Source organism: Paenibacillus sp. FSL W8-0426, assembly GCF_037969725.1.
Taxonomy (GTDB): domain Bacteria; phylum Bacillota; class Bacilli; order Paenibacillales; family Paenibacillaceae; genus Paenibacillus; species Paenibacillus hubeiensis.
The window spans coordinates 1,995,873-2,017,975 of record NZ_CP150203.1 but is presented as its reverse complement, the minus strand read 5'-3'; the positions used below and the strand labels follow the sequence as shown (position 1 = coordinate 2,017,975).

Sequence of the window (22,103 nt, the reverse complement as noted above, 5' to 3'; positions counted from 1 at the left end):
CCTGTCCATCCACGGTGTCTTCGCTTAGTACCTCCCATTGCGCTTTGCCCCGATCAGGACTTTTTCAACAACAGATAGACAAAGTAAGGCACGCCGATCAAGGAAACCATAATGCCGGCCGCGATGCCGTCGGGATCGACGAGATTGCGCCCAATGGTGTCCGCGACAAGCAGCAGCCATCCACCGAGCAAAACGGCGACCGGAATAAATAAGGAACTTCGCGGTCCAACCAACGCTTTGGCAATATGAGGGGCCATCAGGCCGACAAAAGCGATGCCGCCCGTAACCGATACCGCCGAGGCGGCAGCGGCTACGGCGACCAGCACCAACACCAATCTTTCCTTTTCCATGCGCACGCCCAAACCGATTGCGGTTTCTTCATTCAAAGCAAGCAAATCCAGCCGCCCTGCACGAAGCAGCGCAATCGGAAGCAGCACCAGCAGCCAAGGCAGCAAAGCCCATATAAACGGCCAGTCCGTTCCCCAGATGCTGCCCGAGATCCATTTGGCGATAAAATCCACTTTGGTGCGCTCCGCCGCAGAAATGATTACGATCATCACACCGGAGAGCGCCATCGAGAACCCGACGCCGACCAACACCATGCGGATGGGATCGAGTCCTCGCGTACGGCTGTATGAAAAAAGATAGATCAGTGCAGCGGTAACCAGCGAACCCAGCAATGCAGCGAGTGGCAGCATATAGGCCAATGAGCCTGGTTCAAGGGGTGCATACAGAAAAAAGACCGCTACGGCAATCCCGGCACCCGAATTGATCCCGATAATGCCCGGGTCGGCAAGGTCGTTGCGCGTGACGCTCTGCAGGATGGACCCCGAGAGCGCAAGCAGCATGCCTGCCAGAACGGTAATCAAGATTCGAGGCAAGCGCACGGAAAACAGGATGAAATCTTCCTTGAATGTTCCTTGTCCTACAAGGACGGGCAGCAGCCGTTTGACTGACAAAGAAGAATACCCCCAGCTCATGCCGATGACGATGGTTAATGCAATCAGCAGCAAACATGCGATCAAGATCAGCCGCTGCTTGCGAAGGCGGGCAGACATCATCATGAGAATGCTTTCCCTCCTTTACGCCACACCACAAACAGAAAAAACGGCAGTCCCAGCATGGAGGCAATCGCAACAACCGGTGTTTCGTACGGCGCGTTGATCGTGCGTCCCAACGTTTCGGCCAGCAGCATGAACGCTGCTCCGGCAAAGATGGATAGCGGCAATATGTGCCGATAATCCGTGCCGACCACCTTGCGTACAATATGCGGAATCATTAGCCCTACAAAAACCATATTGCCAATCAGGGCCACCGAAGCGCCGGTGAGGATGATAACCAAAAGGAACAGCATCAATTTGACGAAAACAAGCTTCTGACCCAAACCGGTTGCGACATCGTCGCTCAGGCTGAGAACATTCATTTGATGTGCCAGAAAAGGGACCAGGAACAGGCCGATCAGGATGACCGGACCGATCGTCTGCACCTGCTGCATCGTCGTACCGATCAATCCGCCGGCAGCCCACATGGATACGTCTTTGGATATTTTGAAATAGAGGGTCACCCCATCCGCAATGGCATACATAAATGAAGATACGGCAGCTCCCGCCAGGACGACGCGGAGCGGTGAAAGCCTGCCTCGTCCAAAGGCTCCGAGCACGACAACGATGGCTGCGCCAAAGGCGGCTCCGACGAAACATGCGGCCATAATGCCAAAGGTTCCGAGCGACGGCACAAAAACAAAAGCGATGGCCAGCGCCAGATTGGAGCCTGACGTCAGGCCGAGCAGCCCCGGATCGGCGAGTGGATTCCTCGTCACTCCCTGCATGATCGCACCGGATACGGCGAGCGCCGCCCCGATCAGCATGGCCGCGATTTCCCGCGGCAGCCTGATCTCGCGCAAAATCATGACATGATCATCCGGCTCCGCTGCAGTGAAGGCCAGCCATATGCTGCGAAAGTCCGCCTGCTCCGCCCCGTACTTCATGGCAAGGACAAAGCATAGAACGAGCACGACCACGCTGCCCGCCAGCTTGATCCAAAAGCGGTTCGAAACATGTTTATTTTTCATGGCGGTTCAAGTTACTTGCCCAGGAATTGTTTTTCAAAGAATTCAAGCTGATACTCCAGGCTGAGCGGATCGTTGAAATAAAACGTTTTGGCATCGGCCTCAAACACCCGGTTGTTTTGCACGGCCGGCACGTTTTTGTAGGTTTCCGTGGTCTGGAAAGTGTTGTCTTCGTCCGTGTTTTTACTGAAAATCACGTAGTCGCCCATGTAGTCCTTCAGCACTTCGGTCGATACAGCGAAAAATCCGTCCGTTTTGGTTGCTTCTTTCACTTTTTCAGGCATTGCCAGACCAAACTGCCCGTACAGCAGCTCGGTCCCCCGTCCAAAGTTCTCGCCGTACACGTACAGCTGTTTATTGAAGGTTTCGATGACGGATACGGTGGCATCCGCACCGATTTTGGCCTTGATTTCTTCTCCGATTTTTTTGCTGCGTGCATCAAAATCGTCCACCCAGGCTTGAGCTTCGGTTTCCTTGTTCAACAGTTTTCCGATTTCCAGCTGCTGTTCCAGAAAATTCAGCTTGCCGTAAGTGTAGGTTACGGTGGGAGCGATTTGTTTCAACTTGTCCACGTTTTTGATATCCGACTGGCCGATGATCAGGTCGGGATTCAGTTCGATGATTTTCTCCAAGCTTTCGTCCGTCACCGCTTCGGCATCAGCCAGCTTTTCCTTGAAGTTCGGGTTTTCCTTGGACATTTCGTCCACGCCCACCAGCGGAACGCCAAGCTGCATCACATTTCCCGTCAAAAAACGCGTCAGCACGATTACACGCTGCGGATGTGTAGGAACGTCCACAGGTCCATTCTCGGACTCGTATACAAAGGTGTCTCCCGACTTGGCCGAATCGGTGGACGCGGACGAAGTTGCCGCCTCCGTTGTGCTGGAGCCTGCTTGGGCATCCTCGCTGCCGTTGTTTCCGCATGCCGCAAGCAGCATCATCAAGGCAAGTAATACAGGCGCAAAACTCTTTTTCATGGATGACTCTCTCCCCTTTTTGTTTGAACATGAAAATCATTCTCATTAACATAGCTAATTATAGGCATGGCGAATGAAGCTAACCATGCCTTTTTGTTTGCAAAATGACTTGCATTATTGATTCCCCGCCCAAAGCTTGAGCGCCCGTTCAAGCTGAAGACGAACAGAAACGGGATTATACGGAATCCATTCCTCTTGATCCAACACATGCACCCGATTCTGTTTAACCGCGCTCAGACCTTGCCATTCCTCGGAGGCAAAAATCCGCTCGGCATGGGCGGTAGCCCCCTTCTCATCCGGGAACACCATAACCAGAAACCAATTTCCTTCGTACTCCTTCAGTTCGGATCGTGCGATGGAAACGGAATGAAACTCATCCCCGAAATGTTCTATTTCCTGGGCAATCTTTGCCGAAGGCTGCAATCCCAACGAATGGTACAGGACATAACCTGCATTCCTTGCCCCGTAAATTTGCAACCTTTCCGGTTTGATGACGACAATGGTTACGGTTTCATCAACCACCTTCTGCTCCTGCACCGTCTCCCTTGCCCGTCGTTCTTGTTGTTCGAAATCGGCTAACCAACGCTCTGCTATTTCGCTCTTTCGAATCGCGTGGGCAATCATACGCAAATGTTCTTTCCACCCGAGTTCCATCCATGGAACCTCAATGATCGGGGCGACCGATCTCAATTGCTCGGCAGTCAAACCGGTCTCCTGCAGATGTTGCTTTGCAGCAATGATCAAATCGACGTTTTCCTCCTGCAAAGCAGCTTTTATTTGCTCGGGAGGGGTGTCCATATGAATAAATCGCACGCTTTGCGGAGTCAGCAGACCATCTGCCCTTACGTATTCGCTGCTTTCCGAAATAACGATGGATGGCTCCACGCCAAGCAAAAACAGGTGGCTTGCATATGGCGCAAACCATACTGCAGACCGTTGAACGTTTCGGGATCGACTATAGGATGAGGGACTTTCTCCCGTCTGGTGTTTGAAACGGCGGCTGAGATAGAATTCGTCCTTGTAGCCTACCTTTAACGCAATGTCCCTTAGGGATAACGTGCTGCCAATGATCAATTCTTTGGCCCGATGCACGCGCAGCTTGGATAAATATTCGTTCGGAGAGAATCCGGTCATCTGCTTGAACAAAATGGAGTAATGCGAACGGCTGACCCCGGCCATCTCGGACAAAAGCTCTGTCGTAATTTTTTCGTTAAAATGGCCTTCCATATAGGCCAAGCTTCGTTCCATCGAGGGCAGATCGGAAAAAGAATCCCCGCTTTCCATACGTTCCAGCAATGCTAGCAAGACCTGGTGAAATACGATCTGATTGCGCATATGCCGGGTCTCGCTTTCGGGCAAGCGATGTATAAACAGTTCTTCCAGCAGGGCCGCAATCGCCGGTGCGTCGATGAAATACTCCACGTTTTTGGCTGAACCAATCATGCTCACCCGGCTCATCGAGCCCTCATGGGTCGTACGTGCCTGGGCTTGCGTGCTAATCGTCAGCATATATATGTGCAGTGGCTGTCCAGACCCGGCCGTCACGACCGCCTTGGCGCCTGGCGGAAGCAAAACAGACGTGCCCTGCGACAATTCATAGGTTTCTTGTTCCCGTTGCAGCGAACTCGCGCCGCTGTTTACCGCCAGCAGCACGGGAACATGTTCATGAATGGTATGGAGCGGCCGATTGGAAGTGAAGTATAGGGATTGAATGCCTTCCATCACAAAATTGGGAAAGTATGATCCCGACCACTCAGAGTTTTTCATTGAGGGTTTCCTCCGTATCGTTAATGACAGTCAGTGTATGATTTAAGGATTAGTCCGTTCATTTGGCGCTGCCCGAGCGGGAATATCCCGTTTGGCGGAGCCGTAATCTATTTTATCACTCGAACCTTGGGACGAATACATCATTTTCGCTTTGCGGCTTCGGCGCAGGATATGAGCTAACGGATTGAATGGCAAAAAACACGCTGCGGGGAGCGTGTTTAAGTTGATGTCTTTGGCGCGGATCGCGTAACTTCAGTCCGTCATGCATTCAAATCCGTGATCGCCGGAACATGGATTTCCTTAACACAAGCTGCGCTGGAGAGACTGACAATACATTTAACGATGGATACGATGTCCTGAACCGGAATACGGGTTCCCCCATACAGGGCAATCGCTTTGTCCGCCCCTTCCTCATAAGGGACTGCGGCAGCCAATTCTCCCGGATTGATGCAGGTTACCGCAATGCCATCTTTGCGAACATGTTCTCTTAGAGCATTGGCGATGCCGCGCAGTCCGAATTTGGAGGCCACAAACGATACTTGTGCATTGTTCGTATGCTCCAATCCGGCGGTAGATCCGATCAGAATAATTTTTCCCGCCCCCGACATGCGAACGTTCGGCAATAACGCCTGAATGGCAGTGATGGTCGAGGTGATATTCACATGAACGATGTTGGCGATGTCTGCCGGGTCATCCTTCTCGAAGTCGTAATGCTCCTCGAATCCTGCCTTCTCCCAAATGCCCACGTTATATATCAGAACATCGATCGGTTCAGATGCCAAAGCATCCGTTATTTTCCGTGCTGCATCCGGCCGCGCCAGATCCGCTTCGATCCATGTCCGTTTGACGCCATCGTTCAGTGCCAAGCTGCCCGGCTTGCTCCGGGACACGATCCATACTTGATCCCCCTGCTCCGGCAGCCCTTTGACGAATGCATCCCCCAATCCCTTGCTGGCGCCAAAAATGATATAATTTTTCATTTATTTCTCCTTTTTTGAAAGTGATATGGTCGATTTCTAATCTATTATAACCAGATGGATTTTCCGTACAAAGAAAGATCGTTCCTCGTTACCGTTGTTGCGATAACTGAAACGATCTTTGGGAAGGGATGGCTTAACGTATCTTCCTGGCCCCGGGGTGTCGCTTGCACCTTACTACACGTTGTTGGTTTAACCACTCTCCTTTTCGTTTGAGTGCAACCTTCGTATCCCTTTAACCGTCTAATAAAGCGCAATAATCAATCACACTAGACCACTGCGAGCGCAGTACCATCTTCCAATCGCTGTTATTCCCAGATTTTTCGAATCCCCTTTTTGAAGGGAAAAATCCGGTGAACAGACTATGCTTCCGATGCAGCTTTCTTTCAGAAAGCTTTTAAGCGAACGCTACGCTTCTTCAGATTGGTTCTGCCTCTCCGTTAACGTGTGGATGTTTTTCAGTTTATGTAATAAGTACCTTTGGGGAAGGAGAGAAAGGGAAATGAAATCGATATGGTCTGTTTTCATTTTGGTTCTTATGGTTACAGGTTGCAGTGGCAAAGGTGATCATGCTAACCAATCAAAAGAACCGCAAGATGCACTGAAGACATCTGAGGCTATTGTTCTTGCAAAACAGGAGTCAAAGGGACAAAAGAAAATTCTTCTTGCGTTGGACACAAAAAATCCCGAGTTACAGTCAAACCTAGAAGAAATTACGGGTCAGACCGTCCAAGAGATTTTAAAGGCGAATAAATATAACTTAGAATGGCTGGATCTAAAAAACATCTCACCGGGAAAAGATGATTTTAATGCCCTGAAGATCGGGGCGAAAATCAATTTTGTTGCTGATAAAGAGCATCTGGATACGATTCCTCCAACATCTTTTGCCAAAGAAATAAATATAACAGAATAAAAAAATGGTTAGTGTATGACCACGACCATGAAATCAAACAAATTTCTACATAGCAAAAACCCGCCAAACACTCGGAAATCCTTGTGTTTAGCGGGTTCTTTTGGTATGGAGCCTAGGAGGGCGAACCTGACTTATACAATTAAGTATCCCGAACCTAGGCAAGCGCTGATACATACAGTGTGTAAAAAATACGCTTCAGGAGGTTTTTTACAATGTATTACCATCAACGTTACTGGATTCGTTTTGGATATCGGCAAGAACCAATGGACTTACCAATTAACGGGAAAGTGTCGATACTTTTCAGTGAAACAAATCAATACGTCATTGCAGAGCCAGGCGCAAACAATGTCAACAAACTTATTGCATTTCAACCCAACTCCGATGGATTGGCAGAATTTGAAATGCGACAATTAGGAGGAAATGACAGCAGACTCTTCAATTTGTACTCACCTAGCATGCAACGTTATGTTTCAATAAAGTATGGGTGGTTGACAGCAAGCGAAGCAGGCGCTGGTCCAACTGAAGAATTCACACTTCATACTGAAACATTAGATGGAACTAGCTGGAATGTCATCTTTTCACCAGTTCAACAACACTATATTGGTGTTGATATGAGTAGTCAAAACTACTTACGAGGCTATTTTCCATGTCTTGGTTCTTGGCAACGATTTATCATAGAACCAAAATAGCACCGGAGAAGAATTTTCCTTCCTATTTACCTACTATAAATTCGAATCACAGACATTGGCCCACCACTATTCAACGTACTACAGACATAAAATACTCATTTACTCAATCAAAGGTTGATTCTACGAGAAATATTGTATACACACGCAATTGAAAAATTGAACCGTGATGCAAATCACAATTGCAAGTTAAACACAACCTGTCCCCAACTGAGAAAAAATGTAGAATGACTCATTTTAATATCACAGAAAAAAAGAAAAACCCTTATATACAAAGGGTTTCAACAGTTCAATATGTATGGAGCCTAGGGGGATCGAACCCCTGACCTCATCGCTGCCAGCGATGCGCTCTCCCAGCTGAGCTAAGGCCCCAGGATATGTATTTATTCCTCATCGCCATATCGTTTGCTTCAGGCGACTTCTATATCATATAAAATTCAGCCCATGTTGTCAACATCTTTTTAAAAATTAATTCATTTCAATCCATACCTAACCCTAAAGTGATCGGAGAAGAACAACCTTTATGCACAACGTGTAACGATAACTCTGGACTGCTCTTCTCCCTCAACCCTTCACTTTAAGCCTTCAATCTTCCATGTCCTCGTTGGACAGCAGCGATTTCAGTTCTTTCATGAACATGTTGATGTCTTTGAACTGGCGATACACCGAGGCGAATCGAACGTAGGCCACCTCGTCCACAGGAAACAGCTGTTCCATCAGCAATTCGCCGATCTGGCGGCTTTCCACTTCGGCGTCCGCCGTATTGCGCAGCGATTTCTCCACTTCGGAAACCATCATTTCCAACGTTTCGACGGAAACCGGACGTTTCTCGCAGGCACGGATCAAACCGCGCAAAATTTTGTCCCGGCTGAATTCCTCCCGGCTTCCGTCCTTCTTAATCACGATGAGCGGAGTCTCCTCCACCATTTCAAACGTAGTAAACCTTCGGCTGCACTGCTCGCATTCGCGGCGGCGCCGAATCGACTTGGATTCGTTCGCCGGCCTTGAGTCCAGTACTTTAGTGCCCAAGTAGCCGCAATAAGGACATTTCAAATCAGATCACTTCCCATGTTTTTCTTTTGGAACAAATTCCCTATAGACATTCGTAATGAAAATCGAAGCTTGGACACATAATACTTTTACCAACCGCGAGGAGGTGAACAGCAATGGCCCAAAGCAATGGTAACTCCAATAATCTGGTGGTAACTAGAGCTTCCGCAGCTCTCGAGCAAATGAAATACGAAGTTGCTCAAGAACTCGGAATTAGCATCCCACAGGACGGATACCAAGGTAACATGACTTCTTACGAGAACGGTTCGATCGGTGGTTACATCACGAAGCGTCTGGTAACAATTGCAGAACAGCAATTGGCAGGTCAATACTAATATCCGTTCGGGAATACGTAATACAGAGGAGCACGGAGTGGTCGGCAGCATGCCGGCCACTCTGTTTTTCTTGCTCTTTTCATCCGGATTCTGTCTCTTTTAGAACGTATCATAGATATCTACATATTGATTATAATAATAAATAACGCGTTGTACATAGTGCCGGGTTTCTCCAAAAGGAATATCCTTGATCGACTCCAACGTTCCGTCCCATACGCCGTTCTTAAGCCACTCGTTGACCTTGCCCGGACCTGCGTTATATGCAGCGATCATCGCGATGGGATTGCCATCGAATTGCTCGGACAAATTTTTCAAGTACCACGTTCCCAGCTGGATGTTCCTGTCCGGCTCATGCTTCAGCTCGTCCAGCGAGGTATGCGGAATTTTGGCCTGTTCCATGATCCAGTTCGCCGTATCGGGCATGAGCTGCATCAAACCGATGGCGCCTTTTCTGGATTCCTTGCTTGTTTTGAAATTCGTTTCCACCCGGATAATCGAAGCGATCAGAAACGGGTCCACTTCATAACTCTGCGATTGCGCCCGAATTTCGTTTTTGTATTGGATCGGATAAAACCATGCCATCCAGTTCGTATTCAGGAACAACACGAGCACAAATGACACAAACAGCAGCAGCAGCACTCTCTTTTTGCGCAGCAGCTTCATGACAGACCCTTACGATGCCAAAACGCTGCCAACTGCTTTTCCGTCTCCGTCCATGAACCGCTATTGTCAATGACGATATCTGCGCGCCGCTTTTTCAGTTCGATATCCATTTGCGCCCCAAGGCGTGCATCAGCCTGCTCTGACGTCAATCCATCCCGAATCATCAGTCTTTCCTTTTGCACGGAACGGGGGACATATACAACCATAACTTCGTCAAACCCATTCTCCAATCCCGATTCGTACAATAAAGGAATATCCGATACCACAAGCTTGTCCGGATATTCTGTCCGATATGCGACGGCACGCTCCCGCATCTCCTGACGGATTGCCGGGTGCGTGATCGCTTCCAGCGCTTTTCGCTCTTCGGGGTTCCCGAAGACGATGCTGCCCAGTTTTTTGCGATCCAACGTACCGTCTTCATGCAATATGGCTTGTCCAAACCGCTGCACGGTGGCAGCCAAAACCGGATGCCCGGGCAGCATAACTTCCCGGGCAATCACGTCTGCGTCAATGATCAACGCCCCCTTGCTTGCAAGAAAGGCGGAAACACTGCTTTTTCCGGTTGCGATCCCGCCGGTTAAGCCCATATTCATCGTTTCACCTCACAACAGCTTCATTATTCCCATAGCCACCAACAAAATGGCAGGCAGCACCGACAAACGTTGCATCCAGCGCAGGTCGGCAAAGCGCAATCCTACCTTCATCCCGAGCGAGAGAAACGCCCCGCTGAACAGCGCAATCACCAATGCGGTCCAGAACGTCGGAAACCCCAGCAAGGCTGCCCCGAGTCCGGCACCAAAAGCATCCAGTGACAACGCTATGCCGAGCCACATCGCTTCTTGGGCAGATATGCTGCCCGAATTGTCGATATCCGCCTTGGAAGGACTGCGCAAAATCTGGATCACCACGCCCAGCTTGCGCAGTTCCAACGTAAACACCATACGTTCCAATGATCCGCCTGAAGCCGATTGCTCCAGTTCCAGTGCCATGACCTGACTTTGCCTTCTGGTCACCTGTTCTTCTCCACCATAGATCTCCGTTCCATATCCCGAAGACGCCCTCATCCCTTCCTGTTCAATGGAAGTGTTGGCTTCGGCCGAATCTTTGCTCTTCTTTCGTACAAGCTGAAGGAGCGACCAGCCGCCAATGCCGATCAGAATGACCGCGCCGACAACGGAAGCCACGTCCGGAGACACAAAACGGGATAATAGCACGCCGACCTGCATCGATACGGCAATGACCAATCCCGAACACAACGAAATGACGGCAATGGATAAGAGCGGGATCTTGGTCCTGCGCAATCCATATGTAATTCCGACTCCAAAACCATCCAGACTCACCGCGAAGGCCAGCACGAACAACGAAATAAAATGAGGCAGCACCCCGGATTCCTCCCCTGTGCGGATCACATCCACCTACCCGGAAGTAGGTATTCGCCCGCTTATTTCTGCCATATCAGTATATGGAGAGAGGAGTCCATGGGTGCTACGATGGGATGATTTCATTGATCCTGCCGCTTGGCTCAGCTTATTCTGACGGCTGGCATGTCGGACAATAATGCGTGCCCCTGCCGCCGACCACGCTTTTTTCAATCAAGGTGCCGCATACGGTACACGGCTCGGACTTGCGACCGTAAATTTTCAACTGATGCTGAAACATTCCCATCTCGCCTTGTCCGTTGACGTACGATTTGATGGAGGAACCGCCTGCATCGACGGCATCCTGCAGCGTCACCACAATCGCTTCATGCAATCTGGCGAGCTGGGCTTCGCTCAATGTCCTGGCAATCGTTTCGGGATGGATGCCCGCCCGGAACAAGGCCTCGTCCACATAAATATTCCCGATGCCCACGACATATGCCTGATTTAGCAGAACGGCCTTGATCTTCGTTGTCCGTTTGCCAACGGCTTCCCGGAACGCATCCAACGTAAACGCCGGATCGAGCGGTTCGAGCCCCAGCTTCAGCAGCGGTTTCGATACAAGCTCTTCGCCTGCTTTAAACAGGTGCATCGTACCGAACTGGCGCACGTCCTTGTAGCGCAATTCCGTGCCGTCGGTGAAATGGAAAATCACGTGTGTGTGTTTTTCCACCTCTTCATGCTGCTTGTACAGGCCGTACCGCCCTTCCATGCGCAAATGGGACACCAGCACAAGCCCGTCCAGCAAAATCCGCAAAAACTTGCCCCTGCGCTCCACGCCGACCACGGTATGCCCCGCAAGTTCCAAAGCAAATGCATGTATATCATCAGGCCGCTGAATGATTCGCGGCAGATTCACGGTAACATGATCGATCGTTTTGCCGACGATCAATTGATTCAACGTTCTTTTGACAGTTTCGACTTCCGGCAATTCCGGCATAGTGTTATTCACCTCGTCTCTATTATAACGGAAGAAAAGGCGAAACGGGACCCTTCTTGTGCCGAAACCTTGTGCAAAAGGAATTCCATATATCGGAAATCAAAGCAAACCCAATCTATTTCGCCTCGTACCAGTTGTCTCCATAGCTGACTTCCGCCTTAAGCGGCACGGACAGCTTCAGCGCTTGTTCCATCACCGCAGGCACCAGTTCCTTCATTTGTTCCAGTTCGTCCGCCGGCACTTCGAACACAAGCTCGTCATGTACTTGAAGCAGCATACGGCTCTTCAAATCACGCGTACGAAGCGCTTCGTCCATCTGAACCATGGCCAGCTTGATGATGTCCGCAGCCGTACCCTGGATCGGCGTATTCATCGCCGTGCGTTCGGCAAAGGAACGCAGGTTGAAATTGCTCGCATTGATCTCCGGCAAATAACGCCGGCGTTCCAGGAGCGTTTTGACATAACCGTTCTGGCGCGCTTCCTTCACGATATCGTCCATATAACGGCGCACCCCCTGGAACACGTCAAAATATTGGTCGATGAACTGCGCTGCTTCCTTGCGGGTAATGTTCAGGTTTTGAGAGAGTCCGTAATCGCTGATCCCATAAACGATACCGAAGTTGACCGCTTTGGCAGAGCGGCGCATATTGCTGTCCACGTCCTCCGGTTTGACGCCGAAAACGTCCGATGCCGTCTTGGTATGGATGTCCATATCGTGCAGGAATGCTTCCTTCAGGCGCTCGTCGTCCGAAATGTGAGCCAGCACCCGCAGCTCGATTTGTGAGTAATCCGCCGCCAGAATGGACCATCCAGGCTCGGACGGCACAAACACCTTGCGGATTTTCCGGCCTTCCTCCATGCGGATCGGAATGTTCTGCAAATTCGGGAACTGGCTGCTGAGGCGCCCGGTTGCCGCAATCGTTTGCCGGTAATACGTGTGCACCTTGCCGTCCTTCTCCGAAATTTCCTTGAGCAAGCCTTCCACGTACGTGGACTGCAGCTTGGCCAATTGGCGGTATTGCAAAATCAATTGCACCACATCGTTGTACGGCGCCAGCTTTTCGAGCACCTCGGCATCGGTGGAATAACCGGTCTTCGTTTTTTTCACGACAGGCAAGCCCAATTTATCGAACAAAATTTCACCCAGCTGTTTCGGCGAATTCAGGTTGAATTCAGTACCGGCCAATCGGTAAATGTCAGCCATCAGCTTGGCGATCTGCTCCTCGAACTCGCGGCCCAAAGCCTGCAAATCGGCAACGTTAGCCTTGATGCCTTGCTTTTCCATGTCGGCCAATATGCGCGACAACGGCATCTCCATCTCATGGAACAGGGCGTTCATTTCATCCTTTTCCAGCGCCTGCTCCTGAAGCGGAACGATGGCTGCCGCTGCCGCGGCTTTACGACATACAAAGTCGGCCAGAATCTCCGTCTCCGGTACCTTATACTTGGCACCCTTGCCCATAACGGCCTCATCCTCAGCCAGGGAAGGGAGACCATATTTCGCCGTCAAGCCGCTCAGCGTCTGATTGGCTTCCGTCGGATCCAGCAAATAAGCGGCGAGCTGCACGTCAAAAGCCGCTCCGGCAAATTCCACGCCATGGGCGTGCAATGCCAGATCCACCTTGTGAAGATCGTATCCACGCTTCGGCTGATCGGGGCTGGCCAGCCATTCCCTCACCGGAGCAGCTGCCTGAGAGCGAAGCAGCTCCGGGGACAAAAAGACATACGCCGAACCCGAACCGACGGCCATGCCGATCAATTCGGCCACATGGGGATTGTCGCCATGCGTTTCGACATGCAAAATGTCGATCGTCTCCATCTCCGCAAAACGCTGGCCTATCGTATCTTCGGTTGCAATGATGGCTTCAATTTCTACGGCAGGAACCTGCTCCTGCGCCGAGCCTGCCGTTCCGCTAAAGGACAAGCGCTCCAGCAGCGATTTGAATTCAAGCTTCGCGAGAGCCGGACCGGCCTGCTCTTCCTTCAGGCCGTCAAATTGCATCTCTTCCCACGTCTTCTCGAGCGGAACCTCGCGGTAAATGGTCGCGAGCCGTTTGCTCATCCGCGCATCCTCCGCATGAGCCTCGATCTTTTCTTTCATTTTCCCTTTGAGTTCGCCCGTTCCGGCCAGCACTTCCTCGACCGAACCGAACTGGTGAAGCAGCTTCAGCGCCGTCTTCTCCCCTACGCCCGGAATGCCCGGAATGTTATCGGAAGCATCGCCCATCAGCCCTTTGAGATCGATGATTTGCAGCGGCGTCAATCCGTAGCGCTCCCGAATCTGGGCAGGGTCGTACAATTCGATCTCGGTGACGCCTTTGCGCGTAAGCGCGATGTTTACGTTCTCGGAAGCGAGCTGCAGCATGTCTTTGTCTCCGGTAACGACGAGCACTTGTTTGCCCGCGTCGTCCGCGCGTTTGGTTAACGTGCCGATGATGTCGTCGGCCTCATAACCCTCAATCTCAAATTGAGGGATGCCCAATCCTTGCAGCAGCTCCTTCAGGGCCGGAAATTGCTCCGACAGCTCCGGCGGCGTTTTTTCGCGTCCGCCTTTGTATTCCTGATATCCCTCATGGCGGAACGTAATCTTGCCCGCATCGAATGCCACCATCATGTGGGTCGGTTTATGCTCTTCCAGCAACCGCAGCAGCATCGTGGTGAAACCGTATACCGCATTGGTATGCAAGCCCTTGGAATTGGTCAGCGGCGGCATCGCGAAAAACGCCCGATATATAATGCTATTTCCATCTATAAGAATCAACTTGTCCATTCCAGCACCTCGCGTATCAGGGTCAAACCCAGCAATTTTCATCTTTCTCCATGATAACATACACCACTTCCACAACAAAAAAGATTCCGCATCTTTTTCGCGCCACATTCCATATTTGCAAAAAAAGAACCCTCTCCCTGTCGCCTGTCGTGCAGGCCACCGGAAGAAAGTCCCTCTTTGTTTCGCGAAGATCACTTATTACCGATACAATTGCGATGCGATGAAACGATTCCCCAATTCCAATTCGTTCATCGACTTATTGATTCAAATCCGGGCGTTTGCCCGTGACCAGATATACCGTGCTCTCGCCAATGTTGGTTGCGTGATCGCCAATCCGTTCGATGTAACGTCCAACCATCATGAGCAGCATAGCCTGCGAACCATGGTTCGGATGATCTGTCGTGAATTCGTACAGATCGCGAATCATGCTGCTGTAAAGCTGGTCCACCTGATCATCCGTCTGCGCCATTTTGTAGGCCAGATCGGTATTTTCCTTCAGAAACGACTCAATGGACTCGTCGATCATACCTTTCACGATTTCAGCCATGCGCGGAATATCCACCAGCGGTTTGATCAATGTCTGTCCTTCCATGCGGAGCGTAACTTTGGCAATATCCAGCGCGAGATCGCCCATGCGTTCCAGATCGCTCGAAATTTTGAAGGCCACGATAATACGGCGCAAATCTTTCGCCACAGGTTGCTGCGTAATGATCAGCTTGGAGCCGAGCTCCATAATTTTGTCTTCAAGGGCATTCAAATTCGCATCGTTTTTGATGATGACCTGCGCTTTTTCTGCATCCATCGTTTGCAAACTTTCAATAGCACCGTCCAGTGCCGATCCGACATGCTCACCCATTTGCCGAAGCAGTACGCGCAGTTCTTCAAGCTCCTGGTCGAATTCTTTTCTGCGAATCATGGTTAGATTGCCCCCTTGTCCATCATCTCCGGCATAGCCGGGATCCATTGTTTTCTTAACCGAACCTTCCGGATATATAATCCTCGGTCCGGGAGTCCTGCGGCGTGGAGAACAGCGTCTCCGTATCCGCAGCCTCAACGACTTCGCCATTCAGGAAGAACACCGTGCGTCCGGACACGCGCGCGGCCTGATGCATGTTGTGCGTGACCATGACGATCGTGAATTTGGTGTGCAGCTCTTTGACCAACTCCTCGATCTTCAGCGTGGAAATCGGATCCAGCGCCGAAGTCGCCTCGTCCATCAGCAGCACGTCCGGCTGCACGGCAAGCGCGCGCGCTATGCAGAGACGCTGCTGCTGCCCGCCCGACAGACTGAGCGCGGACTTTTTAAGCACGTCCTTCACTTCGTCCCACAGGGCTGCGTGAGCAAGGCTTTGTTCCACGATCTGATCCAGCTCCGCCTTTTGCGTGACCCCATGAAGCCGAGGTCCGTAAGCGACATTGTCATAAATGGATTTCGGGAAAGGGTTCGGTTGCTGAAAGACCATGCCCACACGTTTACGCAGCGTCTCCACTTCAATCTCGTTGCCGTAGATATCCGATCCGTCCAGCAGCACTTGTCCTTCCACGCGCACGCCTGGAATCATGTCGTTCATGCGATTCAGCGTGCGCAGCAATGTGGATTTGCCGCAGCCTGACGGCCCGATGAATGCGGTGACGGTCCGCTCCGGCAAATCCATCGATATATTTTTAAGCGCGTGATGCGTATCATAGTACAGGTTCAGTCCTTCGATATGAATGAGATCCTTCATGGATGTTCACTTCTCCTTCGTTTCAGGGGCAAAGCTGCTGTCCCTTACGTTGAGACCGGGCCCATTAATGCCAATCCAACATGTCCGGCCATCTTTAACATCCTACCTTTTGATTGTAAAACCAGTATCATTTTCATGTTAACGGAATGTAAAAAGACATCCTTTCACGACCATGATGCTGCGCCATCATGATGCGAAACGATGCCTGAGCAGGCTAGGCCGGGGTATTCCCGGAAACCATGTCATTTAATTTGCTTCGGATATAATCCGCGACTTCTCCCGACCGCTTGCCTTCCTCGCCGATCTCTTCCGCAATCCGGGACATTCCCGCCACCGCGTTGTTCAATTCCCTGAAAGCGGTCTCCCCTTCCGTAACATGGCCCAAGCTGCCCTCGATCTCGGCCGCGCTTGCGCGCACCAGCTCAACGGTCTGCCGGGTCAATTCGCCGATGCCTTCAAGCAATCCCGACATGTTCTGCGCCACCTCGCGGGTTTGCTTGGCCAAAGCCCGGATTTCACTGGCGACCACTTGGAAACCGCGTCCGTATTCCCCGGCATGCGCCGCTTCAATCGAAGCATTCATCGCCAGAAGCCCGCTTTGGTCTGCCAGCGACCGGATCGATCCGGCCATGCTGGAGCCTGTCTCAATCGATGCCAGCATATCTTCGGCATGTTCACGCTGTGCTAGCATGTGCCGATTCACCCGCTGATAGGAAGCTTCGACCTTCATCAGGCTCTGCTCCCCTTGCTCCGACAACGAGAGGATCCGTTTAGCTTCCTTCTGGGTCTGGCTGGCGCCTAGAACAAGTCCGGTAATCGATTCGTGAATCCGGGACATTTCCTGCCGGCTCTCCGTGATCGTGGCCGTTCGTTCTTCGCTGGCCTCGTGCTGCAAGTTTCGGGAGAGGGTCATCACGTCCCTCACCGTCAACACGCCGACCAATCGGTCTTCTTCGGTGACGATCAGGCAGTCGTAGAAATGCTGCTCCGTGCGCGAAAGCGCAATATCGATCATGTGTTTGGCATCGGCATGCACATCGACGATGACAGGAGAAGAATCGGCTACTTTCATCAGCGGTTTGTCGTAGAACAGATCGGCGGCAAAACGGCCGTTCAATAGGCGATATAACGTTTCTCTCATCACCATGCCTACAGGCTGCATAAGGTCGTCGCACAATAGAATGCAGGGATTGTCCTTGTCATGGTTCAACATGTTAGCTGCTTCGCCGCAGGTGGTATGTATTCCGACTATAGGGACTTGACGGCAATAGTCCCGGATCAACAAGCGCTTCTTCGGGCCGGATTCCGGCTGTTCCTTCGGAACGTCGGCAACAACATCGGCACTTGCGGTTACAGATTCCCGCACAAGCGCTGCATCCTCGGCTTGCTCAGGCCTCGCTTCAAGCAACATAGGCATAAATGCTCAATCTCCTTTACGTATGAGCTGCTTCATAAGTCTATTAATAGGACCTAAGTATTACTCAGACAGTATCATGCTACCCCTTCTGAGTAAAGGAAGCTTTTTCTTTTTGTGAATGGAACGTAAAAATATTGTGACAAAATAAAACTCCCCAATCATTGTCAGCTCGAATGATGGGGAGTTTTTCTTTTGACAACCAATTTATAGCCCACGCCACGAATGGAATCGATATGCACCGATTCGGGATCGAGCTCGAGTTTTTTGCGCAATGAACTGACGTGAACGTCGACCGTCCGCTGCCCGCCGATATAATCGAAGCCCCAGACTGCATTCATCAAATCGTCGCGGGTAAGCACCACGCCCGGCTTTTTCGCCAGATAGAGCAATACTTCGAATTCTTTGGGACGCAAGCTGATGGATTGGCCGCCCAGCGTTACCTCGTATTTTAAAGGGTAGATTTCCAACTCGCCGAGCACGATGCGCGACCCGTCTTTATCCTCCTGCTGCGGCAAGTCCTCGCCGCTTGAAGATCTGCGGAGTACGGCGTCCACCCTGGCAAGCAGTTCGGAAACCCCGAACGGCTTCGTGATGTAGTCGTCTGCGCCGGATTTCAACCCTTGCACGACTTCCGCTTCTCCGTTCTTGGCCGTCAAAATGATCACCGGCGTGGTTACGCCTTGGGATCTGAGCTTGTTCAGGATGTCCAGGCCATTCATTCCCGGCAGCATCAAATCAAGCAAAATCAGATCGAATTCCTGCGATACCGCGCGGTCATATCCCGCCGAGCCGTGATCTTCGGCCGTCACGTCATAACCTTCCTGCGTCAGGTTGTACGTAAGCAATCTTGATAATGTAGGTTCGTCTTCGATGACGAGCAAACGCTGTGCCATGATACCCCTTCTCTCCTTATAGGTTGTCTGTTGCCACAACACTTTTTTAATCATAGCACCCTTTTGTTAACGCTGTGTAAAGTGAGCACATCCTTTTTACATTTCGCTTCCAAACGAGCTACACCGTTTCTTCCTGAATTAATGGAAGGATGACACGGAACGTGGATCCCATGCCAAGCTCGCTCTCTACGGACAGTTTGCCATGATGCAATTCCACGAGATGTTTAACGATGGACAAACCAAGGCCCGTGCCGCCCGAATTGCGGGAACGTCCTTTATCGACCCGGTAAAACCGTTCGAAAATGCGCGGCAAATCCTTTTTGGGGATGCCGATCCCCGTATCGGACACCGCAAAGACGACTTCTTCCCGCTCCCCGTCGTTTTCAACGGTAACCTGTACTTTGACCCGTCCGCCCTCAGGCGTGTAGTTGATGCCATTGGACAGCAGATTGATGAAAATCTGTTTCATCTTGTCTTCGTCGGCTTCGATGTACAATTCCTCGGGTACAATCATCTGCAAACGGATCTGCTTTTTCTCGGCCACCTTCGACAAGGTTTCCAGCACCATCTCCAAGAAGGAATGGACATGGACCGGAGAACACTCCAGCGGAGCCCGCTTGGATTCGATTTTGGACAACTCGAGAATGTCTCCGATCAAACGGTTCAACCGGTCTCCTTCATCGTAAATGATCTGCAAAAAGGAACGTTCCGTCTCCTTGTCCTGAACCCCGCCGCTTAGCAGCGTTTCTGCAAATCCTTTCACCGCGGCGACAGGCGTTTTCAGCTCATGCGAGACGTTGGCCACGAATTCGCTCCGCATTTTTTCCAGCCGCCGGATGGCGGTAACGTCCTGCAGCAGGAAAAGCATGCCGCGGTATCCCCCGTCATTTTCGGACATCGTCACCCCGTCGATGCGCAGCAAATGCTGTTCAGGATTATAAATGCTCACTTCCTCCGACATCCGTTCGCGCAGTTCAACGCTTTCCTCGATCGTGTGAGTCAGCTCGTAATGCCGCTTGAGCTCCGTATAAGGTTTGCCCGTCACGCGCGCGGCCTGAATGCCGAGCATGCGCTCTGCTTCGCGATTCACAAGCGCTATCGACTGGCCTGCATCGATCATAATGATGCCCCCGGTCATGTTAGCCAGGACGCTTTGCAGCAGCGCCTCGTTATCCCGGATCGTTTTCAGCTGCGTTTGCAGGCTGTCGGCCATGCCGTTAATGGCCAAACCAAGCTGGCCAATCTCGTCCCGGCGGGTTACTTTAACTCTCGCATCGTAGTCCAGCTTGCTGATCCGATGGGCCACCTTGGTAATATGCTCAATCGGGGACGTCAGCCCACGAGCTACCCGATAGCTGACCAGCGCAACAACGACGAACAACACGCCCAAAGCAATGAACATGATGATCCATCCCCGCTGCAGTCCCTGATTGACAGCCTCAAGGCTCATGGACAAGCGAATGAATCCGTCGAATTTGCCGTTCGGCATTTCGATCATGTCGCTTTGCGCGGAATTCACGGGTAACGCCACATACAGCATGTCTTCGCCCAATGTTTCGCTGTATCGAATGGACCTCCCGTATCCCGTTTCTGCGGCTCCCTTGATTTCTTCCCGGTTTAAGTGGTTATCCATCGTCCCCGGATCACTTTCCGAATCGCCGATCACAACGCCATCCTTATTGATAAACGTGACGCGGGAATCCGTCAGACGTTCCAGCTCCGACGCCCTTTCCGAGTAGTACTTTTGGGTGGCGAGCGATGAAGGATCGGTTGCATCATGAAAAGGAAACGTGGCTTTGAGCAAATTGATCTCGCGAATCATCGTTTGCTCCAATACTTCGATATGCGTTGTTTTGAATACTCTGCCCATCGTGATTCCCGCCACGATGACGGACACGCCGATGAGGGCCATCATGATGATGGAAAGCCGGTTGCGAAACGTTCTCATGGATCTCTTCCTTTGGTTATATAATCAATTCAATGAATCCGTCTGGTCAGCAGCGAGTTCGATGCGGTCCCCCCGCGTGCCCGGCATGGAAATAACCAGAAATTCCACGTCTTCGCTGCTTCGATTCTGCATTTGATGAGGCTTGCCCGGCGGGATTTCAATGCCTTCCTGTGCCTCCAGGATCATGTCTTCACCATCAAGCTCCATGCAGGCTTCTCCGCTCAGCACAAAGAAAAATTGGCGGCTGATGTTATGAACATGGCGAACCTCCGCCGTATGGGCAGGCATCCGTTCATGAATGATGCTTAATCCCTCATGCTTCATAAGGTGCCATCCATCGCAATTCGTTCCCCAGATATAATGCGGCGCATACTGTTTGCTGATTTTCAACGTTGTTCCCCCCTGTATGTATAGAACGTTCACTACATCATATCACAGGGCTTGTTCGGATTCATACGAGTACAGATCAATTCAACTATATCATGTACAAGTCCGTTAAAATCGCTGATTATGTAAAATAGGAAATAACTATTTTTGTTCGATCACGCCTTCATCCTGTTCAAAATAAAAAACGCACTGCCCGACAAGCCGGCACAGTGCGTCTTCATCATACCCTTGTTTCTATCCATTCACGACTTCGCCGCCATTAATATGCATGACTTGCCCGCTGACGTATGAAGAATCGTCTGAAGCAAGATAAACATAAGCAGGAGCGAGCTCTTCCGGCTGGCCCGGTCTCTTCATCGGCTGCGTCGATCCAAATTCGCTGACTTTTTGCGCATCGAACGTGGACGGAATCAACGGTGTCCAGATCGGACCTGGTGCTACCGCATTTACCCGAATCCCTTTCTCCACCACATTCATGGACAATGACCGCGTGAACGAAGTGATGGCCCCTTTGGTCGAGGAGTAGTCGATGAGCGTCGGGTTGCCCCGATAGGCCGTAATCGATGTCGTGTTAATGATCGAGCTGCCTTTTTTCAAGTGCGGCATCGCCGCCTGCGTCAAATAAAACATGCCGAAAATATTGGTGCGAAACGTCCGCTCCAGCTGTTCCGGCGTAATGTCTTCAATGTTTTGCTGCGGGTGCTGTTCGGCCGCGTTATTCACAACGATGTCCAGCTTGCCCAGTTCCTTGACCGTCTGTTCCACCGCTTTTTTGGCAAAGGACACATCGCCGATATCGCCGGCAATCAGAATGCATTTGCGTCCTTCCTGCTCCACCTGGCGTTTCGTCTCCTCGGCATCCTGATGCTCATTCAGGTACACGATGGCAACATCGGCGCCTTCCTTCGCATAAGTGACGGCCACTGCACGTCCAATGCCGCTGTCTCCTCCGGTAATTAAAGCTACCTTGTCCAGCAGTTTATCGGCCGCCTTATATTTCGTCTTCTCGAATTCCGGTTTGGGATTCATTTTCGATTCAATGCCTGGCTGCTGATTTTGATGCTGTGGCGGCAGCGTTTGTTTGGATGGGGTTGTCGTTGACATCTCGCATTCTCCCTTCAAAATGGTGTTCTTGCACGTCTCCATGTGTAGGATGGCATGAACCCT

At 51.2% G+C, this 22,103-nt stretch carries 21 protein-coding genes and 1 tRNA gene; 3 read left to right on the top strand and 19 right to left on the bottom strand.

Going from position 1 to position 22,103, the window contains the following annotated elements; all coding sequences use genetic code 11:
* Nucleotides 1-53: 53 nt before the first annotated feature.
* The 5 genes from MKY59_RS09270 to MKY59_RS09250 all read right to left on the bottom strand — a co-directional run bounded on the left by MKY59_RS09270 (nucleotide 54) and on the right by MKY59_RS09250 (nucleotide 5,792).
* Nucleotides 54-1,064 carry an iron ABC transporter permease gene (locus MKY59_RS09270; protein WP_339277210.1) on the bottom strand — a complete coding sequence of 337 codons (1,011 nt, stop codon included), beginning with the start codon at nucleotides 1,062-1,064 and terminating at the stop codon, nucleotides 54-56.
* Nucleotides 1,061-2,071: an iron ABC transporter permease gene (locus tag MKY59_RS09265; protein WP_339277209.1), complete on the bottom strand. Its 1,011-nt coding sequence runs from the start codon at nucleotides 2,069-2,071 to the stop codon at nucleotides 1,061-1,063. The genes MKY59_RS09270 and MKY59_RS09265 overlap by 4 nt, the downstream gene beginning before the upstream one ends.
* Before the next feature lie 11 nt (nucleotides 2,072-2,082).
* On the bottom strand, nucleotides 2,083-3,045 hold the full coding sequence (locus MKY59_RS09260; RefSeq protein WP_339277207.1) for an iron-hydroxamate ABC transporter substrate-binding protein: 963 nt from the start codon (nucleotides 3,043-3,045) through the stop codon (nucleotides 2,083-2,085).
* A gap of 114 nt (nucleotides 3,046-3,159) precedes the next feature.
* Nucleotides 3,160-4,812 (bottom strand): AraC family transcriptional regulator, encoded by a 1,653-nt coding sequence (locus MKY59_RS09255; RefSeq protein ID WP_339277205.1) that lies wholly within the window; start codon nucleotides 4,810-4,812, stop codon nucleotides 3,160-3,162.
* Between the two features lie 260 nt (nucleotides 4,813-5,072).
* Nucleotides 5,073-5,792, bottom strand: a complete 720-nt coding sequence (locus MKY59_RS09250) for an SDR family NAD(P)-dependent oxidoreductase (RefSeq protein WP_339277203.1) — start codon at nucleotides 5,790-5,792, stop codon at nucleotides 5,073-5,075.
* Between the two features lie 499 nt (nucleotides 5,793-6,291).
* Between MKY59_RS09250 and MKY59_RS09245 the strand changes: the two genes are divergently transcribed.
* The gene (locus tag MKY59_RS09245) at nucleotides 6,292-6,702 is read left to right on the top strand and encodes a hypothetical protein (protein ID WP_339277202.1); all 411 of its coding nucleotides are present in this window, start codon (nucleotides 6,292-6,294) and stop codon (nucleotides 6,700-6,702) included.
* Between the two features lie 212 nt (nucleotides 6,703-6,914).
* The gene (locus tag MKY59_RS09240; RefSeq protein WP_339277200.1) at nucleotides 6,915-7,391 is read left to right on the top strand and encodes a hypothetical protein; all 477 of its coding nucleotides are present in this window, start codon (nucleotides 6,915-6,917) and stop codon (nucleotides 7,389-7,391) included.
* A 296-nt stretch (nucleotides 7,392-7,687) separates the two neighbouring features.
* Here MKY59_RS09240 and MKY59_RS09235 read toward each other — a convergent pair.
* Nucleotides 7,688-7,760 (bottom strand) — tRNA-Ala (locus tag MKY59_RS09235).
* A 213-nt stretch (nucleotides 7,761-7,973) separates the two neighbouring features.
* Nucleotides 7,974-8,441, bottom strand: coding sequence for a transcriptional regulator NrdR (gene nrdR / locus MKY59_RS09230; RefSeq protein ID WP_236421214.1), 468 nt, complete (start codon nucleotides 8,439-8,441; stop codon nucleotides 7,974-7,976).
* Nucleotides 8,442-8,554: 113 nt separating this feature from the next.
* Here nrdR and MKY59_RS09225 point away from each other — a divergent pair, with 113 nt between their 5' ends.
* Entirely contained in the window at nucleotides 8,555-8,773 is a 219-nt protein-coding gene (locus MKY59_RS09225; protein ID WP_236421213.1) for an alpha/beta-type small acid-soluble spore protein, read from the top strand.
* Between the two features lie 99 nt (nucleotides 8,774-8,872).
* Here the strand turns inward: MKY59_RS09225 and MKY59_RS09220 are convergent, their stop codons facing one another.
* The 12 genes from MKY59_RS09220 to MKY59_RS09165 all read right to left on the bottom strand — a co-directional run bounded on the left by MKY59_RS09220 (nucleotide 8,873) and on the right by MKY59_RS09165 (nucleotide 22,040).
* Nucleotides 8,873-9,436, bottom strand: a complete 564-nt coding sequence (locus tag MKY59_RS09220; RefSeq protein ID WP_339277197.1) for a lytic transglycosylase domain-containing protein — start codon at nucleotides 9,434-9,436, stop codon at nucleotides 8,873-8,875.
* Nucleotides 9,433-10,029 carry a dephospho-CoA kinase gene (gene coaE, locus MKY59_RS09215; RefSeq protein ID WP_339277195.1) on the bottom strand — a complete coding sequence of 199 codons (597 nt, stop codon included), beginning with the start codon at nucleotides 10,027-10,029 and terminating at the stop codon, nucleotides 9,433-9,435. The genes MKY59_RS09220 and coaE overlap by 4 nt, the downstream gene beginning before the upstream one ends.
* Nucleotides 10,030-10,038: 9 nt before the next feature.
* On the bottom strand, nucleotides 10,039-10,818 hold the full coding sequence (locus MKY59_RS09210; RefSeq protein ID WP_339277193.1) for an MntP/YtaF family protein: 780 nt from the start codon (nucleotides 10,816-10,818) through the stop codon (nucleotides 10,039-10,041).
* Between the two features lie 145 nt (nucleotides 10,819-10,963).
* Nucleotides 10,964-11,794, bottom strand: coding sequence for a DNA-formamidopyrimidine glycosylase (gene mutM, locus MKY59_RS09205; RefSeq protein WP_236421209.1), 831 nt, complete (start codon nucleotides 11,792-11,794; stop codon nucleotides 10,964-10,966).
* Between the two features lie 115 nt (nucleotides 11,795-11,909).
* The gene (gene polA / locus MKY59_RS09200; protein ID WP_339277191.1) at nucleotides 11,910-14,564 is read right to left on the bottom strand and encodes a DNA polymerase I; all 2,655 of its coding nucleotides are present in this window, start codon (nucleotides 14,562-14,564) and stop codon (nucleotides 11,910-11,912) included.
* Between the two features lie 256 nt (nucleotides 14,565-14,820).
* Nucleotides 14,821-15,480 carry a phosphate signaling complex protein PhoU gene (gene phoU / locus MKY59_RS09195; protein WP_236421207.1) on the bottom strand — a complete coding sequence of 220 codons (660 nt, stop codon included), beginning with the start codon at nucleotides 15,478-15,480 and terminating at the stop codon, nucleotides 14,821-14,823.
* A gap of 55 nt (nucleotides 15,481-15,535) precedes the next feature.
* Entirely contained in the window at nucleotides 15,536-16,291 is a 756-nt protein-coding gene (gene pstB, locus MKY59_RS09190) for a phosphate ABC transporter ATP-binding protein PstB (RefSeq protein ID WP_236421206.1), read from the bottom strand.
* A 214-nt stretch (nucleotides 16,292-16,505) separates the two neighbouring features.
* Complete coding sequence (locus MKY59_RS09185; RefSeq protein ID WP_339277190.1) at nucleotides 16,506-17,708, bottom strand: methyl-accepting chemotaxis protein; 1,203 nt, start codon at nucleotides 17,706-17,708, stop codon at nucleotides 16,506-16,508.
* 164 nt (nucleotides 17,709-17,872) lie between these two features.
* The gene (locus MKY59_RS09180; RefSeq protein ID WP_236421204.1) at nucleotides 17,873-18,601 is read right to left on the bottom strand and encodes a response regulator transcription factor; all 729 of its coding nucleotides are present in this window, start codon (nucleotides 18,599-18,601) and stop codon (nucleotides 17,873-17,875) included.
* A gap of 118 nt (nucleotides 18,602-18,719) precedes the next feature.
* A complete protein-coding gene (locus tag MKY59_RS09175; protein WP_236421203.1) occupies nucleotides 18,720-20,549 on the bottom strand; it encodes an ATP-binding protein in 1,830 nt (609 codons plus the stop codon).
* Nucleotides 20,550-20,573: 24 nt separating this feature from the next.
* A complete protein-coding gene (locus MKY59_RS09170; protein WP_236421202.1) occupies nucleotides 20,574-20,939 on the bottom strand; it encodes a cupin domain-containing protein in 366 nt (121 codons plus the stop codon).
* A 231-nt stretch (nucleotides 20,940-21,170) separates the two neighbouring features.
* Nucleotides 21,171-22,040 carry an SDR family oxidoreductase gene (locus MKY59_RS09165; protein ID WP_236421201.1) on the bottom strand — a complete coding sequence of 290 codons (870 nt, stop codon included), beginning with the start codon at nucleotides 22,038-22,040 and terminating at the stop codon, nucleotides 21,171-21,173.
* Nucleotides 22,041-22,103: the final 63 nt, after the last annotated feature.

Coding starts and splice junctions, on each gene's coding strand:
- MKY59_RS09165 (WP_236421201.1), bottom strand. CDS start 22,040: ATGTCAACGACAACCCCATCCAAACAAACGCTGCCGCCACAGCATCAA.
- coaE (WP_339277195.1), bottom strand. CDS start 10,029: ATGAATATGGGCTTAACCGGCGGGATCGCAACCGGAAAAAGCAGTGTT.
- MKY59_RS09270 (WP_339277210.1), bottom strand. CDS start 1,064: ATGATGATGTCTGCCCGCCTTCGCAAGCAGCGGCTGATCTTGATCGCA.
- mutM (WP_236421209.1), bottom strand. CDS start 11,794: ATGCCGGAATTGCCGGAAGTCGAAACTGTCAAAAGAACGTTGAATCAA.
- MKY59_RS09250 (WP_339277203.1), bottom strand. CDS start 5,792: ATGAAAAATTATATCATTTTTGGCGCCAGCAAGGGATTGGGGGATGCA.
- MKY59_RS09265 (WP_339277209.1), bottom strand. CDS start 2,071: ATGAAAAATAAACATGTTTCGAACCGCTTTTGGATCAAGCTGGCGGGC.
- phoU (WP_236421207.1), bottom strand. CDS start 15,480: ATGATTCGCAGAAAAGAATTCGACCAGGAGCTTGAAGAACTGCGCGTA.
- MKY59_RS09175 (WP_236421203.1), bottom strand. CDS start 20,549: ATGAGAACGTTTCGCAACCGGCTTTCCATCATCATGATGGCCCTCATC.
- MKY59_RS09225 (WP_236421213.1), top strand. CDS start 8,555: ATGGCCCAAAGCAATGGTAACTCCAATAATCTGGTGGTAACTAGAGCT.
- pstB (WP_236421206.1), bottom strand. CDS start 16,291: ATGAAGGATCTCATTCATATCGAAGGACTGAACCTGTACTATGATACG.
- MKY59_RS09260 (WP_339277207.1), bottom strand. CDS start 3,045: ATGAAAAAGAGTTTTGCGCCTGTATTACTTGCCTTGATGATGCTGCTT.
- MKY59_RS09240 (WP_339277200.1), top strand. CDS start 6,915: ATGTATTACCATCAACGTTACTGGATTCGTTTTGGATATCGGCAAGAA.
- MKY59_RS09255 (WP_339277205.1), bottom strand. CDS start 4,812: ATGAAAAACTCTGAGTGGTCGGGATCATACTTTCCCAATTTTGTGATG.
- MKY59_RS09185 (WP_339277190.1), bottom strand. CDS start 17,708: ATGCCTATGTTGCTTGAAGCGAGGCCTGAGCAAGCCGAGGATGCAGCG.
- polA (WP_339277191.1), bottom strand. CDS start 14,564: ATGGACAAGTTGATTCTTATAGATGGAAATAGCATTATATATCGGGCG.
- MKY59_RS09245 (WP_339277202.1), top strand. CDS start 6,292: ATGAAATCGATATGGTCTGTTTTCATTTTGGTTCTTATGGTTACAGGT.
- MKY59_RS09180 (WP_236421204.1), bottom strand. CDS start 18,601: ATGGCACAGCGTTTGCTCGTCATCGAAGACGAACCTACATTATCAAGA.
- MKY59_RS09220 (WP_339277197.1), bottom strand. CDS start 9,436: ATGAAGCTGCTGCGCAAAAAGAGAGTGCTGCTGCTGCTGTTTGTGTCA.